Source organism: Dialister sp., from assembly GCF_036343215.1.
Taxonomy (GTDB): domain Bacteria; phylum Bacillota; class Negativicutes; order Veillonellales; family Dialisteraceae; genus Dialister.
The window spans coordinates 1-8830 of record NZ_JAZASU010000071.1 but is presented as its reverse complement, the minus strand read 5'-3'; the positions used below and the strand labels follow the sequence as shown (position 1 = coordinate 8830).

Sequence of the window (8830 nt, the reverse complement as noted above, 5' to 3'; positions counted from 1 at the left end):
TCAGGGTCCCTTTAGTGCGCCCAAAAACAGAGCATTTACCCATTAAGGATAGGTCGGATAGATTAGAAGGCTAATTTTCATCTAATAAACCTAAAAATCCACAATATTAGATTTTTGATGTCCTTATTTTGTTGCCATTACCAGGCCTGGGGAGCCTTGAACGTTTCGACTTGCACGGGCTTTTCGCACTCGACTGTGTAAATTTCCCATATATACTTGCCCATCAGGCCGCCACCTTCCCGATAACCCCGATCATCCCGATTCAAAAGTTTTTTATCATAAAGTTTCCAATATAATCAGGGTATACTATTTTCAATACAAAAAGCCTCCCGGCCCAAATGGCCCGAGAGGCTTTATTTCTAACAACTAAAAACTAACCACTAACGGCTAATGACTATTTTTCTTCCCTGCTTTCCCCGCTCATGAGGTCCTGCATTTCCTTGATCATGCCCACGTTTCCGCTTTCGATGAGTTTTCTGAATTCGTCGAGCTGGTCTTTGATTTCTTTGGACATTTCCGGGAATTTCGGGGCGATCTTTTTCAGGGTTTTGATGATAATCTGGGAAACGACGTAACGGGTGTACCATTTGTTATCGGCCGGAACGATGTACCAGGGGGCATCTTCGGTGGAGGTGGCGGTAATCATTTCGCTGTACAGTTCCTGATAACGGTCCCAGTAACGTCTTTCGTTGATATCGGCCATGGAGAATTTCCAATTTTTCTTTTTGTTCAGGATTCGTTCTGCCAGGCGGTCCCGCTGTTCGTCTTTGGAAACATGGAGGAAAATCTTGACTACGGGGAAGCCGTTTTCTCCCAGGTACCGTTCCCAGTCACGGATCTGACGGTAACGGGTGTCCCAGATGTTTTTGTCGATCAGTTCTTTCGGCAGTTTTCCTTCTTTCACGAGGTCATGAACTCTTGTGACAATGACGTCTTCATAGTGGGAACGGTTGAAAATGCCGATATCCCCGCACCGCGGAAGGGCGCGATTGATTCTCCACATATAGTCATGGTCTTTTTCTTCGCTGCTTGGCTGTTTGAAGGAGACTACATGGACGCCGTTCGGGTCCAGATGAGAGAATACGTGCTTGATGGTTCCGTCTTTGCCGGCTGCATCCATAGCCTGGAGGACAATGACAAGTCCATAGGTGCTCTGGGCGTAAAGTTTGGCCTGGAGGATGGATAATTCCTGGAGGGCTTTCGGGAATGCCACGGTTTTTACGGCTTCTTTGTCCACATCCTGATCACAGGCAGTGGGGAATTTCTTCAGATTGACTTTGTCCCCTTCTTTCGCGCGATAGCGATCGATATCAATCTTCGTATTTCCCAGCGGCTTCTTCGGTTTTTCCTCACAGGGCTTACTGACTTCGACTTCTACCTTCTCTTCCATAATTCTCTCCCCTTTTTACATATGAAATATTGTTATACGAAATATGCTCTCTTCAGTGTAGCTTTTTTTGGGATTCCTTGCAACTGCCTGTGTTCCATCAGCTTCTTCCCCTGTCTCTGCACAGACTGCTTTCCGCTTCAGGGATCAGGGGCGGTGCGGCGCAAAGTGGTGGGCGCCGCTTTTTTGATTCAGCCTTCGGCGTGCATATTCGATGTAAATAGTTATTGGCGAAAGTACAGTTCCCCCTCACCGCTATCGCGGGATTTCCTCTACCCCTGGGAGCCTTTTCGCGTACCGATTTTCTCACTTTTCCGGAGTCCATTTCACTAATCAGTGTCATATGTGCTGTCTGCCGAACCCTGCCCGAACTTCGGGGAGGCTTTTTCGGGGGGCTCGTCCTTACCGATAGAGTCAATTTTCACAAGTACATTTCGTCAATTAGCCTCATTTTCGCCTTGCAGCGATTGTACGACCCACCCGTCTTCGCTGCGCTCAGACACCCTCCCAAACCCGGGAGGGCCTGAACGTTTCGACTTGCATGGGCTTTTCACGCACGCCTGTGCACATTCCCCATACATACTCTGCGGCCGTCAGGCCGCCACCTTCACGAACCACGAATCACGAAATCTCGAAGGTGCCTGTATCGGGGCGTGCCGTGATGAGGCTAACCCACGAAAACCGCATCTGACTCAGTCCATAGAGTAAAAAATGATTATTTCTTCGCCGAAATCGCTCCCTGTATTTCTTCCAGGGATTTCAGGTCTACGGTGGAGATGAGTTTCTTGAATCTTTCGAGCTGTTCAGCCACTTCGGGGGCGAGTTTCGGGAACTGGGGATTGATGTCTTTGAGAGCTTTGAGGGTAATCCGGGCGACTACGTAGCGGGTGTACCATTTGTTGTCCGCCGGAACGATGTACCAGGGGGATATGTCTTTGGAGGTCCTGGCAATCATTTCTTCATAAAGCCGCTGATACTGGTCCCAGTATTGTCTTTCGTTGATATCGGACAGGGAGAATTTCCAGTTTTTCTGCTGATTGACGATCCGGTCCATGAGCCGTTTCTGCTGTTCTTCTTTCGATACGTGGAGGAAGATTTTGATCATGCGGAAACCGTTCTGATGGAGGTATTTCTCCCAGTTATTGATCTGTTCATACCGTTCTTCCCAGATATTTTCATCGATGAGGTCTTTGGGCAATTGTCCTTTGTCGATGAGATCGTGGATTCTGGTGACAATGACGTCTTCATACTGGGAACGGTTGAAAATGCCGATATCTCCCCGACCCGGGAGGGCTTTATTGATGCGCCACATGTAGTCATGATCTTTTTCTTCGGTGGTGGGCTGTTTGAAGGAGACCACTTTGACTCCGCCGGGGTCCAGATTGGAAAATACATGGTTCACGGTGCCGTCTTTTCCTGCAGCATCCATGGCCTGAAGTACGATGATGAGGCCGTAGGTATTCTGGGCATAGAGTTTTTCCTGCAGGTCTTTCATCTTTTCAATGGTTTCCGGAAAATACAGGGATTTCACCCTGGCTTTGTCGATTTCCACATCGCACCCGGTGGGACATTTCTTCAGGTTGACTTTGGCCCCTTCTTTGACCCGGTAACGGTCTATATCTATTTTTCCATCCGTTATTTCTTCCATAGAATCCTCCTTTGAAACAGTTTCCCTCTCATGATTTATTATAAATCTTTACTTTAAGGACTGTTTGGGATTTGATATAGAAAATTTATATGAGATTGACTTTAATTTTTCAAAAAGAAAACTATAAGCCCGGCATTACAACTAAAATCTTTTCTATACTCCCCTATAAATTCCCCCTGTGCTGACAGAATCTGCAAATTGTCTGAGAAATGCCGTTTTTCCCCACGGGCTCTGGAGAAAGCGGTATTTCACAAAGGAACAGGTTCCAATATTTCTACTATTTCTAGTATTTCCACACAATTTTTCTCCCCTTATCTTGTGAATTCACAAGGTTCCCAATCCATGATAGAATATAGTTATTCACAGAAATATACACTTATCCACAGGCTTATTCATAAGCCTGAAAATATAGATAGTATCGGATTTCACGCGGTCTCAAGGGGCAGGAATTCCAGCGGGAAATTCACAGTAATTCACAGGTTATTCACTTTCAGGAGTTTCTATGGATATTTTCGAATTGTGGGACAAGGTTCTGGCAGCGATTGATGAGAAGGATCATCAGTATTACCAGATGTTCTTTAATGATGTCTATCCTTTTTCCATGTCCGACACGCAGCTGGTGCTTTCGGTGACGAAGCCTTACCTGGTGCGCTGGATCAATAATATGTACCGGGAAAAGCTGGTGGAAATCGTAAAAAATATTACGGGAAAGACGGTTTCTGTCGATGTGTATGCCCAGGGAAGCGAGCCGGAAAAGGCCTCTCCGGCAGCTCCGGAAATGACCCCGGAAACGATTCCACAGGCAGAGGAGGATCCGTTCCCGGAAAGTTTCCATCCCGAAAAGGAGGCGGAGCCTCTTCCTCTTTCGGAGAAGGAAAATCCGGAGGATGAGCTGATTCCACCGGATTTCTCGGAGCTTACCCCGAAGACCCTGGATCAGGTGGACCTTCCGGATATTCATCATATGGAAAATCTGAATGAGGGCTCTCTTTTTGACAATATACCGAAGAAGCCGGAAAGACCTTCTTTTTCCATGGGCCGGGTGAACAAGGAATTCACTTTCGAAAATTTCGTTCATGGCAACTGCAATGAAATGGCTTACCAGGCTGCCAGGGCGGTCGCGGAAACGGCAATTCAGCCGAAAACCAGGGACCAGAATCTGAATCCTCTCTTTATTTATGGTCCTTCGGGCCTGGGGAAAACCCATCTGCTTCATGCCATCTGCAATTATGTCAATGAAAAGCGGCCGGATATGAAGGTTCTTTTCGTATCCAGTGAAGCTTTCACGAATGAGCTGATCGATGCCATCCAGAAGCATACCATGCCGAAGTTCCGCGAAAAGTACAGGAATCTGGATTTCCTTCTCATCGATGATGTGCAGTTCTTCGGATCCAGAGATTCCACGAAGATGGAAATATTCAATACCTTCAACGAACTGTACGATAAAAAGAAATACATCATTCTCACCAGCGACCGCACGCCGGCGGATATCGAAAAGCTGGAAGCCCGTCTCCAGAGCCGTTTCTCCAGCGGCCTGGTGGCTCAGATTTCCCCGCCGGACTATGAAATCTGCTGTATCATCCTCAGGAAGCGGGCGGAGAAGAATCATATTTCCCTCCCGGAAAATGTGGTGGACTATATCGCCAGCCATATCAATACGAATGTCCGTGAACTGGAAGGGGCTTTCAAAAAGCTTTTCACCTATTCAAAGATCAAGCAGGTGCCGATCACCCTGGAATTTACCCGGGAAGCCCTGAAGGACCAGATTCCTCTGGAAAGTCCGCAGGAACTTTCCGTGGATTTCATCATCGATACGGTATGCAAATATTACGGGGTCAAGAAGGAAGCCATGCTGGCCAGGGGCCGGCCGAAGAAAATCGTCATCCCCCGGCAGATGGCCATGTTCATCAGCCGGAAGGAACTGGATATTTCCTTCCCCACCCTCCGCGATGCTTTCCATGTGGGCGATCATTCCACCGTCATCTATGCCTGCGAACGGGTCCAGAAACGGCTGGAAAATGATCGACAGACCAGGGAAGATGTAGAGGCCATCGAAAAACTGCTGAAAAACCGCTGAGCCCGATGCGCTGTGAACAAAGAAGGCCAATCCTTTCAATTATTTTGTGGATAATCTGTGAAAAAAAGGAAATTCCTGAAAATCTGTGAAAACTGTGAACAGCAAAAACCGGTATTCACCATTTTCTTACAAGGGGATTTCTCCGATAAAATCTGATGTTCACAGACTTATTCACTTATTCACATCTGCCTATTGCGGCTACTACTATATTCTTTCATTTCATCGTATTTATTAAGGAGCTGCCATGAAAGTCATCTTCAACAAATCGGACCTTTGCAATGCCCTTGACCGCGTACAGCGCGCAGCACAGGCAAAAATCACTTCCAATACCAATAACGGTTTCTTTATTTCCGCCATTCATGGAAATATCCTGATCCAGGCCAATGATTACAGCATCGGAATCAAGACTTCCTGTCCCGCATCCATCGAGGAAGATGGAATTGCAGTCATTGCAGCAAGCCAGCTGCAGTCTACCCTCCGCATGATGCCTCCGGGAGATATTACCATGACCATGAAAAGCGGAGAAAGTATAGCCACTTTTACAAGCGGCAGCTATATTGCCCGTTTCCCCACCAGAGATCAGGCAGAATTCCCGGATGTCCAGGAAATGGACGATCAGAATCACTGTTTCCTCCGCTCGAAAGATTTCGTGGAAATGGCAAACCTCGTTTCCTATGCAGCAGCCAATGACAAACAGAAACCCCTTTTCTCCGGCATTCTTTTTGAAATCACCGAAAACATCTTTACCATGGCTGCCACCAATACCCACCGTCTGGCAACCCGGGATATTTCCCTGGATGAACCGGCTTCCGCCCAGGGACGGATCATCGTTCCCTCCGGCATCCTTTCCGACGTGGTAAGACTCCTTCCCCAGGACGATGAAAAAGCGCAGATTAAAATCGTCTGGTCCAGAAACCACGTGGCCTTCCAGTTTGGAGAAACCTATTTCATCGCCAACCTGATCAATGGCGAATATCCGAATTTCCATGCCATCATTCCGAAACGTTTCGATGCCACGGCCGTCCTCAATCTGAAAGAATTCATCGAAGCCGTCCGCTTCGTATCCCCGATTTCCCGGGATATGAACTACCAGACCATCAATTTCCATTTTGATGGAGATACCCTGGAAATCTTCGAAGAAGACCCGGACATCGGCCGCAGCGATACATCCATACCGGTGAAACTGACAGGCGAAAATATTTCCCTCACCTTCAACTGCAACTATATCGAAGACATCCTGAAACACTCTTCCGGTGAAACGGTCATCCTTCACCTCCTGAAAAACGGACCGCTCCTGGTAGAACAGGAAGAAGACAAGAGTTATCGTTACATCGTCACCCCAATGAGAGGAAGAAACTGATGAAAATCATTAAAATCTACGGAGACTATATCCAGCTGGACCAGTTCCTGAAAAAAACGGACCATATTTCCTCCGGCGGAGAAACCGGCGCCTATCTGGAAGCCCATAAAATCACCCTGAACGGCATCAAAGTCCACGAAAAACGGAAAAAAATCCGCCAGGGAGATACCCTCGTCATCGATGACGAAACCTTCCGCATTACCGGAGAATAACATGCGCTGCCAATCCCTCCGGCTGATCCAGATCCGGAGCTTTCAGGACAAAACCATAGAGCCCTCCGAAAACCTGACCCTCATTACAGGTCCCAACGGAAGCGGAAAGACGAACCTCATGGAAGCCCTCTACTATGCTTCCGCAGGAAAATCCTTCCGCACATCGAATGACGGAGAACTGATCCGCCTCGGCGAAAAAGAAGGCACCATCCTTCTGACCTTTACTGTGCACCATGTGGATCAGGAAATAAAAATCCGTCTCTCCCGGGAAAACGGCAAGAAAATCTTCATCAACGATACGCCCATCAAAAGAAAAGAACTGGTGGGCCTTTTCCGCACCGTCCTTTTCACCCCGGACGAACTCCAGCTCATCAAAGGGGCGCCCCAGCTCCGGCGCCGCTTTCTGGACATGGAAATATCCCAGGTCTCTCCCCGGTACTACGAAGAAATCCTACGCTATACCAGGGCCGTGCAGCAGCGGAATGCGGCACTGAAAAATGCCCAGTTCTCCGGGAAAAAACCGGACCTCGACCTCTGGGACATGCAGATTGCAAAGGGCGCCTGCTATATCGTGAGAAAACGGCTGGAAACCATTTCCAAAATGAACGAAACTGTGCCGGAAATGGAAAAAATCCTCACCGGCAACAAAGAAAAACTGGAAATCCGCTACCTCCAGCAGGGAAGCGAAACGCCAAGATTCGACATGGAATGGTACCTGGAACAGCTCTCCTCCCGCCGCGAAGAAGATGCCAGATTCTGCCATACCTCCATCGGACCCCACCGGGACGACTGCCTTTTCCTCATGAATGATCTGGATATCTCCGCCTACGGTTCCCAGGGCCAGCAGCGGACAGCCATCCTCTCCATGAAAATGGCAGAAATGGAATTCGTCAGACGGGAAACCGGCGAATATCCCGTCCTCCTCCTGGACGATATAGGAAGCGAACTCGATGGGGCGAGGAAAAAAGCGCTCCTTGACTTCCTCATGAAAAATCAGGTCCAGACCATCGTTACCGGGACGGAAATCCTCTCCGATGGAGGAAAAATCATTGATCTGGGAAATAACGAATAAGTCTCTCTTTCCAATTGGAAGAGAGACTTTTTTTGCCTGCCGATAGGGACTTTGGGGTTTTGGAGGCAAATCGACTGTAACCATTATTGTGAAGGGGAAATTGCCTGTGGATAGGGACTTGAGGATTTTGAGGCAAATCGACTGTAACCATTATCGTGAAGGGGGAATTTGCCTGCCGATAGGGACTTTTGGTTTTGAGGCAGTTCGACTGGAACTATTGTCGTGAAGGGGGAAATCCATTCGCCCGCTTCGGGGGCATTGTCCGAAATTTCGCTGCAGGGCACATATAGGGCTGACTGACGAAAGGTACATGGAAATTTGACTCTATCGGTATCATGCGGGCCCTCCTCGAGAGGAGGGCTCCGCAAAGCGGTGGGAGGACGAACATGTCGAAACGTTTCAAGGCTGTATCAGCGGAAAACGGTAAGAATGACAATTGCCGGGAGAATTTTTCCTTATATGTGCAGTTCCCCCTCACCCGCTTCGCGGCAGCTCCCCGGGATGAGTTTACCTTTTAGCCCATTTTCGACTTGTAAGATAGTACAGCCCCTCCGTCGCCTTCGGCGCCTGCCCGAACTTCGGGGAGGCTTTTTCGGGGGGCCTGGAGGGGAGCCTTTTCGCGAACCATTTACCTCATTTTCTTTAGGTACGTTTCGTCAGTCCCTCACAGGTGCCCATATAAAAATGGCGGCACTTTATGAATTGTGTGCCGCCACCTGCCCGATTCCCGGTGTCCCGAGTTCCGATCGATGCAAAGCTTCGAAGACAGCTGAAAATTCAAAGCTGCGAAGAATTCAGTCCAAAATATAAAAAAAGGCCGCCTCATAAATTTGGCGGCCACCTGCCCGAGTTCCGATGTCCTGAGTCCCGAACGATGACAAGCCACGAAGACAGCTGATTTTTCAAAGTCTCGAAGAACCGGATTTCTGAGAACTGCGAACTGATCACGGATAATTCAACGCAAAAAAGCCGCCCACTATGATTAGTGGACGGCTTTTTGGGTACAAAAATAAACTCCCATTTGAGAATATGTTCTCGTTGTCCGGATTTCCGATCTTACCTGTCAATCGGCTG

Annotated in this window: 6 protein-coding genes; 4 read left to right on the top strand and 2 right to left on the bottom strand. The window is 48.3% G+C overall.

The genetic code is table 11. From position 1 onward, the window contains the following. Positions 1-394: 394 nt before the first annotated feature. Both VZT47_RS08115 and VZT47_RS08110 read right to left on the bottom strand, forming a co-directional pair. Entirely contained in the window at positions 395-1390 is a 996-nt protein-coding gene (locus VZT47_RS08115; protein WP_330224472.1) for a polyphosphate kinase 2 family protein, read from the bottom strand. A 712-nt stretch (positions 1391-2102) separates the two neighbouring features. Next, positions 2103-3035, bottom strand: coding sequence for a polyphosphate kinase 2 family protein (locus VZT47_RS08110; protein WP_330224471.1), 933 nt, complete (start codon positions 3033-3035; stop codon positions 2103-2105). Positions 3036-3537: 502 nt separating this feature from the next. Between VZT47_RS08110 and dnaA the strand changes: the two genes are divergently transcribed. The 4 genes from dnaA (at position 3538) to recF (ending at position 7756) form a co-directional block, all read left to right on the top strand. Next, complete coding sequence (dnaA, locus tag VZT47_RS08105; protein WP_330224470.1) at positions 3538-5112, top strand: chromosomal replication initiator protein DnaA; 1575 nt, start codon at positions 3538-3540, stop codon at positions 5110-5112. A gap of 244 nt (positions 5113-5356) precedes the next feature. Continuing rightward, complete coding sequence (dnaN, locus tag VZT47_RS08100; RefSeq protein WP_330224469.1) at positions 5357-6472, top strand: DNA polymerase III subunit beta; 1116 nt, start codon at positions 5357-5359, stop codon at positions 6470-6472. Further along, positions 6472-6684 carry an RNA-binding S4 domain-containing protein gene (locus tag VZT47_RS08095; RefSeq protein WP_330224468.1) on the top strand — a complete coding sequence of 71 codons (213 nt, stop codon included), beginning with the start codon at positions 6472-6474 and terminating at the stop codon, positions 6682-6684. Before dnaN ends, VZT47_RS08095 begins: the two co-directional genes overlap by 1 nt. Further along, positions 6653-7756, top strand: a complete 1104-nt coding sequence (recF, locus tag VZT47_RS08090) for a DNA replication/repair protein RecF (RefSeq protein WP_330224467.1) — start codon at positions 6653-6655, stop codon at positions 7754-7756. The genes VZT47_RS08095 and recF overlap by 32 nt, the downstream gene beginning before the upstream one ends. Positions 7757-8830: the final 1074 nt, after the last annotated feature.

What these genes read in the sequence shown, in the direction of transcription:
- VZT47_RS08115 (WP_330224472.1), bottom strand. Translation starts at nt 1,390, where the DNA reads ATGGAAGAGAAGGTAGAAGTCGAAGTCAGTAAGCCCTGTGAGGAAAAA.
- VZT47_RS08110 (WP_330224471.1), bottom strand. Translation starts at nt 3,035, where the DNA reads ATGGAAGAAATAACGGATGGAAAAATAGATATAGACCGTTACCGGGTC.
- dnaA (WP_330224470.1), top strand. Translation starts at nt 3,538, where the DNA reads ATGGATATTTTCGAATTGTGGGACAAGGTTCTGGCAGCGATTGATGAG.
- dnaN (WP_330224469.1), top strand. Translation starts at nt 5,357, where the DNA reads ATGAAAGTCATCTTCAACAAATCGGACCTTTGCAATGCCCTTGACCGC.
- VZT47_RS08095 (WP_330224468.1), top strand. Translation starts at nt 6,472, where the DNA reads ATGAAAATCATTAAAATCTACGGAGACTATATCCAGCTGGACCAGTTC.
- recF (WP_330224467.1), top strand. Translation starts at nt 6,653, where the DNA reads ATGACGAAACCTTCCGCATTACCGGAGAATAACATGCGCTGCCAATCC.